Origin of the sequence: Methylotenera versatilis 7, assembly GCF_000799165.1 — a bacterium.
GTDB classification, from domain to species: domain Bacteria; phylum Pseudomonadota; class Gammaproteobacteria; order Burkholderiales; family Methylophilaceae; genus Methylotenera_A; species Methylotenera_A versatilis_A.
The window spans coordinates 47190-60810 of the sequence record NZ_JUGF01000002.1 but is presented as its reverse complement, the minus strand read 5'-3'; the positions used below and the strand labels follow the sequence as shown (position 1 = coordinate 60810).

Annotated in this window: 15 protein-coding genes; 7 read left to right on the top strand and 8 right to left on the bottom strand. The window is 43.2% G+C overall.

Features of this window, described 5'->3' with window-relative positions:
* The first annotated feature begins 14 nt into the window (after positions 1-14).
* The 3 genes from K370_RS04235 (at position 15) to K370_RS04225 (ending at position 3078) form a co-directional block, all read left to right on the top strand.
* Positions 15-1163 (top strand): methyltransferase, encoded by a 1149-nt coding sequence (locus tag K370_RS04235; RefSeq protein ID WP_047539116.1) that lies wholly within the window; start codon positions 15-17, stop codon positions 1161-1163.
* Positions 1164-1205: 42 nt separating this feature from the next.
* Positions 1206-2252, top strand: coding sequence for a beta-N-acetylhexosaminidase (gene nagZ / locus K370_RS04230; RefSeq protein ID WP_047539114.1), 1047 nt, complete (start codon positions 1206-1208; stop codon positions 2250-2252).
* A gap of 127 nt (positions 2253-2379) precedes the next feature.
* Positions 2380-3078 (top strand): Bax inhibitor-1 family protein, encoded by a 699-nt coding sequence (locus tag K370_RS04225; RefSeq protein WP_047539111.1) that lies wholly within the window; start codon positions 2380-2382, stop codon positions 3076-3078.
* Positions 3079-3166: 88 nt separating this feature from the next.
* Here K370_RS04225 and tadA read toward each other — a convergent pair whose 3' ends face one another.
* From tadA to K370_RS04200, 5 genes are all read right to left on the bottom strand, one after another.
* The gene (gene tadA / locus K370_RS04220; protein ID WP_047539107.1) at positions 3167-3634 is read right to left on the bottom strand and encodes a tRNA adenosine(34) deaminase TadA; all 468 of its coding nucleotides are present in this window, start codon (positions 3632-3634) and stop codon (positions 3167-3169) included.
* On the bottom strand, positions 3631-5580 hold the full coding sequence (locus K370_RS04215) for a transglutaminase TgpA family protein (RefSeq protein WP_047539104.1): 1950 nt from the start codon (positions 5578-5580) through the stop codon (positions 3631-3633). Before K370_RS04215 ends, tadA begins: the two co-directional genes overlap by 4 nt.
* Before the next feature lie 4 nt (positions 5581-5584).
* A complete protein-coding gene (locus tag K370_RS04210) occupies positions 5585-6550 on the bottom strand; it encodes a DUF58 domain-containing protein (RefSeq protein ID WP_047539102.1) in 966 nt (321 codons plus the stop codon).
* 47 nt (positions 6551-6597) lie between these two features.
* Positions 6598-7488, bottom strand: coding sequence for an AAA family ATPase (locus tag K370_RS04205; RefSeq protein ID WP_047539099.1), 891 nt, complete (start codon positions 7486-7488; stop codon positions 6598-6600).
* A gap of 112 nt (positions 7489-7600) precedes the next feature.
* Positions 7601-8059: a phosphate-starvation-inducible PsiE family protein gene (locus tag K370_RS04200; RefSeq protein ID WP_047539096.1), complete on the bottom strand. Its 459-nt coding sequence runs from the start codon at positions 8057-8059 to the stop codon at positions 7601-7603.
* A gap of 398 nt (positions 8060-8457) precedes the next feature.
* Between K370_RS04200 and K370_RS04195 the strand changes: the two genes are divergently transcribed.
* The 4 genes from K370_RS04195 to K370_RS04180 all read left to right on the top strand — a co-directional run bounded on the left by K370_RS04195 (position 8458) and on the right by K370_RS04180 (position 11351).
* A complete protein-coding gene (locus K370_RS04195) occupies positions 8458-9051 on the top strand; it encodes a YceI family protein (protein ID WP_047541615.1) in 594 nt (197 codons plus the stop codon).
* Positions 9052-9124: 73 nt separating this feature from the next.
* Positions 9125-10207: an alkene reductase gene (locus K370_RS04190; protein ID WP_047539093.1), complete on the top strand. Its 1083-nt coding sequence runs from the start codon at positions 9125-9127 to the stop codon at positions 10205-10207.
* Between the two features lie 17 nt (positions 10208-10224).
* The gene (locus tag K370_RS04185; protein ID WP_047539091.1) at positions 10225-10821 is read left to right on the top strand and encodes a nitroreductase family protein; all 597 of its coding nucleotides are present in this window, start codon (positions 10225-10227) and stop codon (positions 10819-10821) included.
* A gap of 137 nt (positions 10822-10958) precedes the next feature.
* Complete coding sequence (locus K370_RS04180) at positions 10959-11351, top strand: thioredoxin family protein (protein WP_047539088.1); 393 nt, start codon at positions 10959-10961, stop codon at positions 11349-11351.
* 110 nt (positions 11352-11461) lie between these two features.
* On the opposite strand, the gene K370_RS04175 is transcribed toward K370_RS04180, so the two are convergent.
* From K370_RS04175 to K370_RS04165, 3 genes are read right to left on the bottom strand one after another with little or no spacing between them, the layout of a single operon-like run.
* Positions 11462-11827, bottom strand: a complete 366-nt coding sequence (locus K370_RS04175) for a hypothetical protein (RefSeq protein ID WP_047539086.1) — start codon at positions 11825-11827, stop codon at positions 11462-11464.
* Between the two features lie 52 nt (positions 11828-11879).
* A complete protein-coding gene (locus tag K370_RS04170; protein ID WP_047539083.1) occupies positions 11880-12950 on the bottom strand; it encodes a peptidoglycan DD-metalloendopeptidase family protein in 1071 nt (356 codons plus the stop codon).
* Positions 12950-13618, bottom strand: a complete 669-nt coding sequence (locus K370_RS04165) for a protein-L-isoaspartate(D-aspartate) O-methyltransferase (RefSeq protein ID WP_047539080.1) — start codon at positions 13616-13618, stop codon at positions 12950-12952. The genes K370_RS04170 and K370_RS04165 overlap by 1 nt, the downstream gene beginning before the upstream one ends.
* Positions 13619-13621 lie beyond the last annotated feature (3 nt).

Sequence of the window (13621 nt, the reverse complement as noted above, 5' to 3'; positions counted from 1 at the left end):
TAATTGAGTACGCATTGACTGAGAATTTAAGCAGTAATTTAACCATTACCTGGCAAGAAAAAGGCAAGCCGCAACAAGCGGTTTGGCAAAGCGAGGCTAACGCAGCACCGCCTAAAAACATTGTGGTGGCAGATGACACCATGAAAGCGGATGAAGCCTATAAATTGGCTTGTGAAGGCACAGGTTTTTTGTATAAAGGCGACTTTCAGAATGCCAAACAATTACTGCAAGCCGTTACAAAGCGCGTAGACCGCAAACCGATTAAACCTGCTGCGACCATGCTGGAAGCTTTTCATCAGCATAGAGCAAGGCAAATTCAGCGTGCCAATATTACCAACAAAATCTTAATCGAGTTGAATCATGGTAATTGCGATTTAAAACGCGCGCCTGATGTAAAAGAAGCGGTTGCAGGTGCATTGATTGTTAACCCAAAGCTGGATAAAGTACCCGCGAAAATGGTGTTATCGTTGCGCGAATTGCTTGGCATGAACGGTGCGCAGGAATGGCGCAAAAAAGGCGTATTTATTGATGCGCTGCAAGCCAATATCCATGCACATTACGGTGTATATTCGCCTATTCGCGGTGAGTATCTGGATTTGATTAATACAACTTCACTAGGTAATGCCAAAACCGCGTTTGATATTGGTACCGGCACTGGCGTGATTGCGGCTATTTTAGTCACGCGCGGCATTAAAGCCGTTATCGCGACAGATAGCAGCCCGCGCGCGCTGAATTGTGCGGCTGATAATGTGGGTAAATTAAATTTAAAACCATACATTACCGTTGAGCAGGCCAATTTATTTCCAAGCGGGCATAAAAAAGCCGATTTAATCGTCTGCAACCCACCATGGTTGCCAGCCAAGGCCAATGCGCCAATTGAACATGCGATTTACGACCCGAATAGCCAGATGCTAAAAGGTTTTTTAAATGGTGTAAAAGCGCATTTGAATGATAACGGCGAAGCATGGCTGATTTTGTCAGACCTGGCCGAACATTTGGGCTTGCGCACGCAGGAAGAGCTGCTGAAATGGATTGCAGATGCTGGTTTAAGTATTATGGAAAAACTGGATATTGCGCCTAAGCATGCTAAATCCAGCGATCAGTCAGATCCACTGTATGCTGCGCGGGTAAAAGAGATCACCTCTTTGTATCGATTAAAGTAATGCATTGCTGAAAAATCCCCTATTAATGGCTAGAGAAATCAAATGAGCTTAGGTCCCGTTATGCTGGATGTGGTTGGTACTGAGTTAAGTGCCGACGACATTAAACGATTACAACATCCGCTAGTGGGCGGTGTGATTTTATTTGCACGTAATTTTGAAAACTGTGCGCAACTTAAAGCACTGACTACCAGTATTCACGCCGTTAGGCAGCCGCCTTTGCTAATTGCGGTAGACCATGAAGGTGGACGTGTACAGCGATTCAGAGACGGCTTTACCAAGATTCCCCCGATGCGCGAGTTTGGCAAGATTTGGGATAAAAATCCAAAAAAAGCGCGTGAGTTGGCAGTAGAAGCTGGCTGGATTTTAGCGGCAGAACTGCGTGCGCATGGCATCGATTTCAGTTTTACGCCAGTGCTGGATATGGATTATGGCGATAGCTTGGTGATTGGCGACAGGGCGTTTCATCAGGATGCAACAGCAATTAACGAACTGGCATTCAGTCTGATGCAAGGTCTTAAAAAAGGCGGTATGTCGGCAGTCGGCAAGCATTTTCCAGGGCATGGTTTTGTGGTGGCGGATTCGCATGTGAGCATACCAATTGATGAGCGCAGCTTTGATGAGATAGCGGCCAATGATATGCAGCCTTTCAAACAGATGATTGATGAAGGTTTGGCTGCGATTATGCCGGCGCATGTGATTTATCCTAAGGTAGATGACAAGCCGGCTGGGTTCTCGCCAAAATGGCTGCAAAAAGTATTGCGTGAGCGCTTGGGTTTTAATGGCGTGATTTTTAGCGATGACTTAAGCATGGAAGGCGCCAGTGTAGGTGGCGATGTGACAACGCGTAGTTTAGCCGCATTGAATGCTGGCTGCGATATGGTGTTATTGTGCAATCGCCCTGAGTTGGCAGATGAGTTGCTGGCAAAATTAGAGTGGAAAATGCCTGCACTTAGCACATTAAGGCTGGCACGCATGCATGGTGGGCATCATCCTACAAATTTATACGGCTTGCATGAAGATGCCGAATTTGTAGCTGCGGTAAAACGCGTTGGCTTGGTGGGTAAAAGTGAAATGGATTTATTTGCTTAGGGCAGATTTGATACGTTTTTGCTTAATTATTGAAACAAAAATATCACACATTAATACTTGAAACTTTAAGCAATAGACGCTATCTTACCTCTATTGCTTTTAGGCAATTTTTTATAAGGAAATAAACATGTTAGATGATATGCAAGTATTAGGCCGTGAAGGCGCTCTTGATCAAAAGCTAGCCACACAGAATAAAGTATTACGTAATACTTATGCCTTGCTTGGCTTGACCATGATTCCAACCGTAATCGGTGCTTTGGTTGGCATGAAAATGAATTTTGCTTTTGCTGCGCAGCATCCGTTTATCTTTGCAATTGGCGCTTTAGCAGTAGTTTATGGATTGTTTGCAGCCATTAATGCAAACCGCAACAGCAGTATCGGCGTTGTTTTATTGCTGGGCTTAACTTTTTTACTGGGCTTAATGTTAGGCCCAATTTTGCAACATGCACTTAACTTAAATAACGGCGGACAAATCGTTGGCTTAGCGGCGGGTGGTACAGGTGTTATTTTGATGACGATGGCAGGTATCGCAACGACTACTAAAAAAGACTTTAGCTTTATGGGTAAGTTCTTATTGGTCGGTATTGTTTTGTTAATCGTAGCGTCGCTTGCTAATATCTTTTTACAGATTCCAGCCATGCAGTTAGCCTTATCCGGCGTTGGTGTGTTGTTATTCTCCGGCTTTATTTTGTATGACGTAAGCCGTATCGTAACTGGTGGCGAAACCAATTATGTGATGGCGACATTAGGTTTGTACATGAGTATCTATAACTTATTTACTAGTTTGTTACATCTTTTGATGGGCTTAATGGGTAGCAATGATTGAGCATTATTAGTTAGCAAAAAACCCGCCAAGGCGGGTTTTTTGTTTAATGGTTCGAGTTTTTTATTGTCTGTCACTTTAGGATGTATTTTTATAATAGGTTTTTGTTTAACCTGCGCTGCTTAAAAAAATCAGAAAGTACCGCACCACATTCTACCGCCAAAATTCCGCCAAGTACTTGTGTGTGGTGATTGAGTTTTGGTTCTGCCATCAAGTTAACTACACTACCGCAAGCCCCTGTTTTTAGGTCGCTAGCACCATATACCAGCTTTGCAATACGTGCATGTTGCATGGCGCCGCTACACATGGCGCAAGGTTCTAGCGTCACATATAAAATGCAATCAACTAGACGGTAATTGCCCAAATAAGTCGCTGCTTCGCGCATCGCCATGATTTCGGCATGTGCAGTTGGGTCGTGCAGACCAATCGGCGTATTGCTACCGCGCCCGATAATAACGCCATCCTTGACCACAATTGCGCCCACGGGCACTTCACCCATTGATGCCGCTTGCTGCGCTAAATCGAGTGCGATTTGCATGTATTCTAAATCTGTCGTCATAAAGTTTTAATTTTTAGTTGTTTAATACGCTGCGCTAATTCATCCAGTAACTCAGGTTTTGGTGATGCGCTATACATTAAAGCATTATACCGTTGCGCAATTTCAATGATTAATTGTTTCTGATTTGGCAAAACGGCTGCCGCGCGCTGCGCAAAATCCAGTGCGGCTTCAGATGAACGGGGCTCCAATCCAGTGCGCTTTAATTGATTTAAATATCGTGCATATAAGTGTTGCGCGGGATTCAATTTAGTTTTATTTTGTTTGATTAAAAAATAACTGGTGGCGACCATAACCAACACAATCATAGCCATCATCCAAATCAACATTTCTTGCAGGTTTAAGCCTTTGCCAGTGAGTTTTTTTAAGAAGTCCAGTTGCTTTTTATCGTCATAACCCAGCACCCACTGGTTCCAGCCATTATTCACGCTATCCCAATTTAAATAAGCTTTCTTCAGCCAAGGATAATCTTTACGCGCCATTATCGGCAATTCATCCGTATTACTTAATGCTTCGCTAATGCCAAATTCTATACGCTCAGGGGATACTGCCGCAGTTGGGTCTACACGCACCCAGCCTTTATCTTGCAGCCAGACTTCTGCCCATGCATGCGCGTCTGATTGACGCACGATTAAGTAATTGCCGTTCGGATTGAACTCGCCGCCTTGATAGCCTGTGACAATACGTGCGGGCACGCTGGCGGCACGCATTAAGTAAACAAAACTAGTCGCATAATGCTCACAGAATCCACGCTTGGTGTTGAACAGAAAATCATCTACGGAATTTTTGCTCAGGCGCGGTGGTTGTAATGTGTAGAAAAAATCTTGCTGCCGATATAGGTTTAAAGCGGCATTGATTTTGTCTGCCGCACTCAAGTGCTCCCAAGTTTTCACCAATTCAATGGTTTTAGGATTTTCACCTTCATTAATCTGCAAGCTTAGTAGTTTTTCGCGCTCACTTAAGCTAGTGCCGAGTTGGTATTGATTAAACGATGTCGCCTCATAACGCATACGAGTTCGTACCGGTCTATCTGCTAATACAGAGTAATCATGCGTGAGTTTTGCTTTTTGTGGAATCGTGGTCGGCATATCCAGCATCAATAGCCATAGGCGATTATGCGGCTCAAGCGTGATGGCGTATTGAATCGGTGCACCTTGCACAGTGAGTTTTTCTAGCGGCAATCCAATTTTTGCGCTACTCATGGTCCAGTTTTGATTTTTTTGATGCCACAAAACTGGTCCTCGCCAGTACAGTTGATTATTGGCGGGAATTGCACCTTTAAATTGCGCTCTAAATGCAATCGCGCTGTTTTTGGTGAGGTTACTAATATTGCCAAACTGCAGACTATCGCCCAAACCGGACATGGCATTATTGGCATTTTGCGGCAAACCCCATAACGGCCCCGGAATGCGTGGAAACAGTACAAAGAGTATCAGCATGACTGGCACGGCTTGTAGCAGTAATTGGCAGGCCAGTTTAAATGAAAATTGAATTGACTGGATGGTTGGCAGGCTGGTATTGATTAAGGTGGCAGTGAGTAGAATTAATGGCGGAATGCTGACCAAAAAAGTGGCAATCGTTTGGTTAAATAAAAATAGATTGCCGACTAAAAAGTAGCCTAAAACAATCACCAACATATAATCGCGCAGAGTTTTGGTTTCTAATAACTTGAGTGAGCACATCACCACCAGCAGACTTAACGATGCATCGCGACCAAAAAATCCTTTAAAGGTAAAAATAATACCGATGCATATCAATAAAGTAATCGGTAATAACTGCCAAGCTTTTGGCATCGGCCATTGATATTTTTCAATGCAATAACGCCAAGTACCAAATGTTGCACTGGCTGCAATGACCCAAACAGGCAAGTTTGCAACATGGCTCACCAGCACTACTGCCAGTGATAGCAGCAACCATTTCAACTGATAGACGTTTAAATAGTGCGGCATGCGGCTAATCCAACATTGCCAGCGCAGTTAAGGCTTGGTGATAGTGTGATTCGGTATTGCTGGGTTGTAAGATGATATTAGGTAGTTTTAAACCGTATATTTTCTGGCTAGCCTGTGCATCAATTACCCAGCGTGTTAGTTGCGAAATACGCGCTTCTTTTTCGCCGATTGTTGCTTCCCAATCCAGCCACAATGCGCTGCTGCCTGTGCCGCTATAAAGCTTGGTAAATAAGCCAATGCTGCGGCTGGAGGCTTTCCAGTCAATGCGGCTGGGGGAATCACCAAATTGATAGTTTTTATGGCCATTAAAATCCTCATCGCCTTTATTTAACTGACTGCCGCCTTGCGTGCTGCTATCAAATGATAATGCTTGCGGCTCAATTAAATCGCTTGGCTTTGGATAAACTAATACTTGAAAAGGATTCTCAATAACTGCCCAGGCATGCAATAAATTGAGTGGAAATTGAGTGTTAAGTGTTAGTCGCGGCAGTGTGTGTAAACCACGTTTAGATGTGGCAAGTGGGACTGGAAACAACTGTGAATCGTTAGCGGAAATGTTTTGTGTAAGATGATTGTTTTCTAAAAAGGAAGCCGTAATCGCATAGCGTGGGCGATTTTTTGTATCGCTTATATTGAAAATAACATCGGTACCATCACCTGCAAAAACGGGGTTAGCTTTAAGCACGGCAACTTGCAAGTGCACCAAATTTCGCCAAGTATGCAACATGGCGATATTACCAAGCGATGCCAGTAAAAAGGTGACGTAGAAACCTAAACTTAACGAGTAGTTAATTGAGCCAATCAATAACGCAATTAACATCACGGCATACAATAAACCCCAGCGTGTGGGCAAAATATAGATTTGGCGAGCGTTTAATAAGGCAATGTTTTGCGTGCTTTTTGAAACACGCAGCCACTGTTGCCACCAAGCACGTTTCAAAAAAATAAGCGGCCATAATTTTACGGACATGGGCTTAAATCTACTGTTTGAATTTAAGTTGATTGAAAGTATATGGATTAAATCGCTACGTTATCCAATATTTGCTTGGCAATATTGATATTGCCATCGGTTTGCAAACGGTGCGTGACTACACTCGGCAATACTGCCTGAATGTCTTCTGGAATCACAAAATCACGACCCTCACACATCGCCCATGCTTGCGCACATTGGCGTAAACCCAAGCCGGCTCTAGGTGATAAACCAGTATTGAATTGTGTGCGTGTGTATTGAATTAGCGCCTGTAAATAGTCCAAAAGCGCATCCGACACATGCACATGGCTGACATTTTGTTGCAGCTTTAATAAAGTTTCGCCGTCACAAACGGCTTGAATATGCTGTGCATTCGCACGTCCACCTTTGTTTTGGAGTAAGGCTCTCTCTGATTGGCTGTCTGGATAACCTAAAGTGATGCGCATTAAAAAACGATCCAGCTGTGATTCTGGCAGCGCAAACGTACCAATATGGTGTTTTGGGTTTTGCGTAGCGATGACGAAAAATGGGCTGGGAAGCAGGTGTGTATTGCCATCCACTGTCACTTGATGTTCTTCCATTGCCTCTAATAAGGCGCTTTGGGTTTTTGGCGTGGCGCGATTAATCTCATCTGCCAGCAATACGTTGCTGAAAATTGGGCCTGGATGAAACTGAAAGTTGGATGTGTTGCGATCAAAAACCGAGACGCCAATAATGTCGGCTGGTAATAAGTCGCTAGTGAATTGTGTGCGCCTAAAGCTCAAGCCCAGTACCTGTGCCAATGTGTGTGCCAGCGTGGTTTTTCCCATGCCGGGTAAATCTTCAATCAGTAAATGGCCGCCTGCGAGTAAACAGGTGAGGCTTAATTTAATGTGTGATTCTTTGCCAAGAATAACTTGAGATGCAGCTTGAATAATGGCGTTAATCGTATTTTGCATATGCTTTTTTATTCGTTAAATGTGTATGCTGCGTGAGCGCTTAATAACCATTATCTGGTTAGCTGTTAGTCGTCACAATCTAGTTGATTGGATATATCTTGCTGGATTAATGCTAACTAGTCTCGTTAATCTTATCTGCCCAACGTACCATCACGTAGATTAATCCCATCACAAATGCACCACCAACCCACATACTGATTTCCTGATAGGAGGGTGAGGCATCTTGTACTGGCATCACAATCAGCTTGCGTAAGAACAATACCAGTACCACTTCAATAAAAGTTTCTACCAACAATTTGCTGCCCATCAGGTAGCGAATTTCGGCCGAAATGAGTGCAGAAATCGACCATAGCAACATTAATGTACCTAATGCGTGCAAGAATCCGTGTATCAAGTTGTGATTCTCAATCGCTTTTTGAACATCAATAAAAAATAACCAGGTAAACATAACAACAGAGGCGGCCAAGGCCAGACCAATCACAATGTGTGCAAAGCCGTTAAGCCACAGCATGGCTTTTATCGCCACTCTGTTTAATGGTTTGAATTCGCGCGGTAATTGATCTTGTGGCATAAAGTTCTCTTAAAGATAAATCTGAAAATTTTAATATTAAAGTTCTGGGGCTTGAAGGATGGATAATTTAACCACATATAACATACTTGAGTTTACAAAATTAATGTTGAATGGCAAGGAAATATTAATTTTATAATAAACTGGTCTAATAATTAATGATCTGATTGGTTTTCAGCAAAAGTGAAAATAATTCACTAATCGCTCACCAAATATGGCACTTTATGCAGTAAGGCTGTCAGAGTATAAGCAGTTAACGAGACAATTGCGATTAAGCCTTTAACAGGAAATAGATAAAGGTATTGTTTGATTTGCCACAGTAAAGATATACGAGTTACTTTACACAAGAGAGTTTAACCCAATAACTTTAGAATTCAGGAGCGTAATAAATGGTTGGAATGATGAGAAAAATAAGTGTGGCGACCGCATTGGTATTAGCAAGCAGCTATGCAATTGCAGATCCGGAAACCTATAAAATCGATAATAGTCACAGTTTTGCTAATTGGAGCATTCGCCATGTGGCTTCAAAAACGTCCGGCACATTTAGCGATGTAACAGGAAAAATAATCATAGACCGCGATAATTTAGCAAACTCTTCAGTTGACGCAAAAATTAATGTTCTCAGTGTAAACAGCAGCCACGCAAAACGCGATGAGCATATTAAAAAAGCAGAATATCTGGATGCGGCAAAATTTGGTGAAATGACATTCGTCAGCAAAAAAATCGAAGCAAAATCCGCCACTGAAGGTGTGATGACTGGCGTATTAACGCTACACGGCGTATCAAAAGAAATGACCTTCCCATTTAAAGTGCTGGGTTTCGGCTCAGATCCTTGGGGTGGTTACAGAAGTGGGTTTGAAGCACATACCAGTTTAAAAGCCAGCGACTTTGGTTTCGGTTGGGGCGCTAAAGCAAACGCATCGGTAGGTGATGACGTTGAAATTACGCTGCTAATCGAAGGCGTAAAACTACCTGCTGAAACAGTGATTAAATAGATCACCTGTTAAACAGTTAACCTTTTAATTAACTTAATAATTAATAAATTAAACTTTAATATGGAGAACGCAAATGGCGCTGGATTTATTTAGCCCGGTAAAACTGGGTGCAATCACATTGAAAAATCGCATGGTGATGGCGCCGCTAACAAGAAGCAGGGCGCCTAAAGGAACAGGCGTGCCACAGGATTTAAATGTGACCTATTATGCACAACGTGCGAGTGCTGGTTTAATTGTGACAGAAGCAACGCCAATATCTGCTATGGCACATGGCTATATCTTATTGCCAGGGATTTACACTGACGCGCAAGTGGCTGGCTGGAAAAGAGTAACCGAAGCCGTGCATGCTAAAGGCGGAAAAATCGTATTGCAATTATGGCATGTGGGCCGTATTTCACATCCGAGTTTATTGCCAAATAATGAGCTGCCGGTTGCGCCTTCTGCTATTCAGCCTGCTGGACAGACTTATACATATGAAGGCTTGGCTGATTTTGTTGAGCCACGCGCGCTAGAGGCTGCTGAATTGCCGGGCATTATTGCAGAATACGTTCATGCAACCAAATGCGCACTTGCAGCAGGTTTTGACGGCGTTGAGATTCATGCTGCAAACGGCTATTTGCTAGATCAGTTTTTACGCGATGGCAGCAATAAACGCACGGATAACTATGGTGGCAGCATTGAAAATCGTGCACGTTTGTTGTTAGAGGTGACAAAGGCAGTGGTTGATGTGGCTGGTAGCGATAAAGTGGGCGTGCGTATTTCACCGGTTAATCCATTTAACGATATGCAGGATAGCAACCCACAAGCATTATTCAATTACGTAGCTGACCAGTTAAATCAATTTAATTTGGCGTATTTGCACGCGGTAGAGGGTGGTATTCACGGCGGTGGTGAATCAGCGTCGTTTGATTTTGAGCAAATGCGTAAGCTGTTTAAAGGTGCTTATATGGCTAATTTAGCTTATGACAAAGCGCGTGGTAATGCAGCCATTGCCAGTGGGCATGCCGATGTGATTGCCTATGGTGTGCCATTTATCGCCAATCCAGATCTGGTTGAGCGCTATAAAACTGATGCGTCACTAAATGAAGCGGACAGCGAAACATTTTATGGCGGTACAGAAAAAGGCTACACTGATTACCCAACTTTGCCAGCCTAATTTTAAGGATTAAAACGATGAAAAAGACCGCTACAACACAAGCGCCTGTTAATGAAGTGATTGCCAATCGATGGAGTGGTCGCGCATATGACGCAAGCAAAGCTGTTTCAAACGAGCAGATTATCAGCTTGTGCGAAGCCGCACGCTGGGCACCATCATGCTTTGGCGACGAGCCTTGGCGCTTTATTGTGTGGAATAAAAATACTGATTTAGCCAGTTGGCAAAAGGCTTTTGATTGTTTAGTACCGGGTAATCAGGAGTGGGTTAAAGATGCGCCTGTATTGTTGCTGACTTGTGCGGATACCTTGTTTGGACATAATCAAAAACCGAATCGCTGGGCGCAGTACGATACTGGTGCAGCGGCAGAGAATTTATGCTTGCAGGCAGAAGATTTAGGGTTAATGGCCCATCAAATGGGTGGTTTTAATGTCGATGCCGCACGCGATGCATTTAGCATTCCGGAACAATTTACCTTAATGGCGATGGTTGCAGTTGGTTACGCGGCTGATATCAAAACGGTAACAGGCGAAGCGTTAAATCGTGAAACTGCCGCGCGTAAGCGTAAACCATTGAGCGAGTTGTTTTTTGATTCAGTTTGGAATAAGCCGATCTAGTTTCTTAATATCTGCAATTTAGGTTAAAGCCTTTTTTAAGTGAAGGTGCTTTAGCCAAAAGCATCTTAACTAAAACTACCTCGTCTGCTAAACTGCTGTTTTATTCAATATGCAATCATAAAAATTAAGGCAAAATTATGGCAGTAGTCAAACTAACTAAAGCAAATTTTAAACAAACGATTGAAAGCAATGATTTTGTGATTGTAGATTTTTGGGCACCGTGGTGTGAGCCATGTGTGGCTTTTACACCTACTTTTGAAGCAGCTGCAGCAGCAAACACCGATATTGTATTTGGCATGGTAAATACTGAAACGGATCCGGAAATTGGTGAATATTTTCAAGTTAACCAAATTCCAGGTGTCCTGGTCATCCGTGAGCAAGCCGGGATTCACGCGCAAGTTGGTGAAATCGGCGCACCAGCATTCGATGAGATTATCAAATGGGCGCGTGATTATGATATGACCACAGTCCGCGAATATTACCGTAATGAAGCTGCACAAGAAGCGGTAAAAAAGACGGCAAAGCATTAAAGTGCAAGTCTCGTTATTGAGTCATAAAAAAAGCCGACATGTAGTCGGCTTTTTTATGGCTGTGATTATTCTCTTGCATTAATCATTAGTAGTTATTAAAAATAATACGATTAAAAACCGCCTGTTGTGACCAAACGAAAGATATAAAAAGCACCCAGCGCCATCATGATATACATGGGCACATCACCGCTTTTTTTCTTTTCACCTATTGCGGCAGATGACATCCAGCGATTCAGTAACCACAACACAAAAATAATCACAGGAATAAACATCATGTGCGTGGTTGAATCAAATAGCCAGCCAAGTGCGGTTTTTAGCCAGCCACCATCTTTAAAAAACTCCATTGCGATACCAACTAAGCCGATAAGCAATAAAAGAATGCCGCCTAGAGAGGTTAATGTTTTAAATAAGGTATCGGCTTCAATGTCCGCATTTTTGCTGTATTTGTTCGGGTCTTTTTTCTGCGGTGCTGCCACGATAATCTCCTAAAGCGGATAAATGTGATTGAAAACTAGCTGTTTGTTTTGATTAATTCTGGTTTAAATATTTGGCTGGGTCAACTGATTTACCTAGACGCCTAATTTCAAAGTGTAGCTTAACCGTGTTGGAGTCGGTGTTACCCATTTCCGCTATTTTTTGTCCAGCGAAAACAATCTGGCCTTCTTTTGCAAGGATTTTGCTGTTGTGGGCATAAACGGATAAGTAGGTTTTATTGTGTTTGATAATCACTAATTTTCCATAACCACGTAAATCAGAACCGCTGTAAATGACCTTGCCGTTGCCAGCTGCATTAATTGCTTGTCCAGTGCTGCCGCTAATATCAATACCTTTGTTGGTTGCTTCGTTAAAGTTAGCAACTACTTTGCCCTGTGTTGGCCAGCTCCACTTAATCGCTTCATCATCGGCAGGTTTAGCATCATTCGCTTTAGTTTCGGCAGGTTTGTTTTCAATAGGTTTGGCGGTTTCGGTTGACTTGGTATCTGTGGGTTTAGTTTCGACAGTTTTGCTTGTAGCCACAACTTTAGTTTCTGTTGTTTTAACCGGTATGCTTCTATTAAAAGCCTCTAAACTATAAGGCTCACGTATCGCCTTTGGCTCACTGAGTATGGGAGTAACAGCCGATTGAAGTGGCTTGGTTTCAGATGCCTTGTTATCTGATATTGTTGTCTCAACTACCGCAGACTCAGTTTTGATTGGTGTGATGACAACGCCATCTTCTGAGGCATCTTGTTCTGTCAGGCTAACATCGGTAGCTGCAGATTTCGCTTTCACACCAGCCAAATTCAGCTTTTGGCCAATTTGAATGGGATAGGGCTCGCTTATATTGTTGGCCGCGGCAATTTCTTTATACTCCAGGCCGTACTCCAAACCAATACTAAATAAAGTATCGCCCTTTTTAACAATGTAAGTATCAGGTCGCCAATCTTTTCCAGCGGTAGTTTTGCCGGTTTGATTCGCTTTGGTCGCATCGCCGGCTGAAGTTGTGGGAGATTTGGATTTTGATGATTGCGGTTGACGATCAATCACCGGGGCGGGCGGATTACTTTCACAAGCACTTAACAATAATGCAAATAATGCGACGAATACGAATTGATACATTAGCTAATTCCACCTAACAATGGTACAAATTTGACTGCTTCCAGCTTGGTTTGTACGTATTCGTTGGCTTTTCGTTCAATTAAAGTCAAAGTTTGTGTCGTCGTGCCGATTGGGATAATCATGCGGCCACCAACGGCTAATTGTGTTAATAGTTCTTGCGGCACATGGCTGGCAGCCGCCGTGACAATAATGCCATCAAACGGCGCAAAGGCTTCTAGTCCAATGCTGCCATCAGCATGGTCAAGTTTTACATTGGTGCATTTTAGCGTGCGCAAATGGCTTCTGGCTTTCATCACCAGCGGGCGAATACGCTCTAAAGACAATACCTCTTTTGCCACTTTTGATAATACGGCAGTTTGATAACCGCAGCCAGTACCAATCTCCAACACCTTATTCAGTTGCGCACCGTTACGCAAAACTTCGGTCATGCGCGCGACAATATAAGGTTGTGAAATCGTTTGTCCAAAACCAATCGGTAGCGAAACGTCTTCGTATGCCCGAATGCTTAAAGCCTCATCAACAAAAATATGGCGTGGAATTTCACCCATGGCAGATAAAACGACTTCATCCTTAATACCTTGCTCACGCAAGCGCGTCAACATACGGTCGCGTGTGCGCAGTGAAGTCATGCCAATGCCAGTTTTTGCGGTGGGTTTTAATAAAGCCATATC